3 protein-coding genes and 1 pseudogene are annotated in these 2,331 nt (G+C 64.2%); all 4 read right to left on the bottom strand.

Going from position 1 to position 2,331, the window contains the following annotated elements:
- Positions 1-152, bottom strand: a 152-nt coding sequence (locus AHiyo1_RS27925; protein ID WP_172465593.1) for a Gfo/Idh/MocA family oxidoreductase, incomplete at its 3' end; no start/stop codon positions are given.
- Positions 137-835 (bottom strand): ThuA domain-containing protein, encoded by a 699-nt coding sequence (locus AHiyo1_RS12420; RefSeq protein ID WP_059388773.1) that lies wholly within the window; start codon positions 833-835, stop codon positions 137-139. The genes AHiyo1_RS12420 and AHiyo1_RS27925, both read right to left, overlap by 16 nt.
- 47 nt (positions 836-882) lie before the next feature.
- Positions 883-1,887 (bottom strand): sugar phosphate isomerase/epimerase family protein, encoded by a 1,005-nt coding sequence (locus AHiyo1_RS12415; protein ID WP_059388772.1) that lies wholly within the window; start codon positions 1,885-1,887, stop codon positions 883-885.
- A 12-nt stretch (positions 1,888-1,899) separates the two neighbouring features.
- Positions 1,900-2,331, bottom strand: a pseudogene (locus AHiyo1_RS12410) (gfo/Idh/MocA family oxidoreductase); the annotation flags it as partial.

Below are 2,331 nucleotides of genomic sequence, written 5' to 3'. Positions count from 1 at the left end.
CCGTCGTAAGAATCGGCGACTGCTTGCGCGCGTGCGGGATCGAGGTCCGCGACGGCCACCAGGTCAATGTCGTCCAGCCGGCGGAAGTTCTTGAGGTACTGGGCGATGATGGCGCCGCAGCCGATGATGCCTACTCTTAGCGGCTTGCCCACAGCATGCCCCTTTCGATGATGGTGCGGACGTTGCTGTCCTGGAGGATTTCCACGCGGTGGCCCGGGGTGCAGACGAAGATCCGTCCTTCGGCCCACTGCCGGGTCCAGATCGCAGGGGAGGTGACCTCCCGGTTCCATTGGTCCCATTCGCGGACCTTCTGGGTGGTGGTGGCGAGGACGTCGATGTAGTCGTCGGACAGGACCCAGTACTGCTCGGTGACCAGCTCGAAGTCGCCGATTCCCTGGGTGATGGGGTGGCTCGCGGCAGCCGGGACCATGTTGACGGTGTACGGCACGTAGTTGTCCGGCTGTTCGCCGATGCGTTCGTCCGGATGTTTGCCGGGGTGGCAGGCGAACTGGCCGCCGATCATGTGCAGGTAGTCCGAGTTGTTCCGGTAGGAATCGGCGATGCCGCCGTGCCAGCCGGCAAGTCCCGTGCCGTTTTCGACGGCGGTACGGAGCCCCTCGAATTCGTCCTTCTCGATGGTGGACATGGTCATGCATTGCACGATCAGGTCCACGCCGGACATATATGCCGAATCGGCATATACCTTCGGGGATTCCTCCACCCGGACGTCGTAGCCGTTCTCCTTGAGGAAGGGGATAAAGAGTTCTGTGGCTTCGAATGGCTGGTGGCCATCCCAGCCGCCACGGACCACCAGGGCGGTCTTCTTGTCAGTCATGGTTTCCTTTGCTGAGAAATACGGCCGGAGAGCCGAAAATGAAATGGTTAGCGGCTTGAGAAAGCCGCGTCGAAAGCGGCGACTGGCGGGGCGATGGCGGCGAGTTCCCGGACCATGGCCAAGGATTGCGGTGCTCCCACGAGTCGGTCCATGCCCGCGTCTTCCCACTCGACGCTGGTTGGCCCCTCGTAGCCGATGGCATTGAGGGCGCGGAAGATCGGCTCCCATTTCACGTCGCCATGGCCTGCGGTGACGAAGTCCCAGCCCCGGCGCGGATCCGCCCATGGCAAGTGGGAGCCGAGCCGGCCGTTGCGTCCGTTGAGCTGGCGGATGGATTCCTTAACGTGCACGTGGAAGATCTTCGGCGCGAAATCCTGGAGGAACATCACCGGATCCAGGTCCTGCCAGATGAAGTGGGATGGATCGAAGTTCAGCCCGAAGCTCTCGCGATGCCCCACGGCTTCCAGGGCACGTTTCGCGGTCCAGTAGTCGTAGGCGATCTCGGAGGGGTGGACTTCCAGGGCGAAGCGGACCCCGACTTCGTCGAACACGTCGAGGATCGGGTTCCAGCGGTCCGCGAAATCCTGGTAGCCACGCTCGATCATCGCCTCCGAGGCGGGCGGGAACATGGCCACTGCCTTCCAGATGGAGGAGCCCGTGAATCCCGTGACGGTCTTGACGCCGAGGCGTGCCGCGGCCCGTGCCGTGTCCTTCATGGCCTCGGCAGCGCGTTGGCGGACTCCTTCAGGATCGCCATTGCCCCAAACCTCGTCGGAGAGGATGTCCCGGTGGCGCTCATCGATGGGGTCGTCGCACACGGCTTGGCCGGTGAGATGGTTGGCGATCGCAAAGACCTGAAGGCCGCTCTTCTCCAGGATGTCGAGCCGTTCCTGGACATAGCTGTCGTCCACGGAGGCCCGGTGGGGGTCCAGGTGGTCGCCCCAGCAGGCGATTTCGAGCCCGTCGAAGCCCCATTCGCCCGCGAGCCGGGCGACCTCTTCGAAGGGCAGATCGGCCCATTGGCCGGTGAACAGTGTGATGGGTCTTGTCATCGGGATTCCCTCCTAGACTTCCTGCCAGCGGCTGGACTCTGCGGCGCTGCCTTCCACGGCAGCCAGCACTTTTTGCACCTGCAGGGCATCAGCGAACGACGGCGAGGGCTGCTCGCCTGCGCCGATCGCGGTCACGAGGTCCACCACTTGGTGCGTGAAGCCGTGCTCGTATCCGAGGCCATGCCCGGTGGGCCACCAGTTGCCGACGTAGGGGTGTTCGGGCTCCGTCACGAAGATCCGGCGGAATCCGGCGTCGGGGGATTCCGCGGCGTCGTAGAAGGACAGGACGTTCATCTCTTCGAAGTCGAACGCGAGGGAGGCCTTGGTCCCGTTGACTTCCAGGCGCATGGCGTTCTTGCGTCCCAGCGCGAACCGCGTGGCCTCGAAGACCCCGACGGCGCCCGCGGAAGTAGTGCCGCCGTCGAGCCCGTCGCCAGAAAAGCG

The sequence above is a fragment of the Arthrobacter sp. Hiyo1 genome (genome assembly GCF_001263615.2).
In the GTDB taxonomy this organism is placed as follows: domain Bacteria; phylum Actinomycetota; class Actinomycetes; order Actinomycetales; family Micrococcaceae; genus Arthrobacter.
This window is presented reverse-complemented; position numbering and strand designations above follow the sequence as displayed.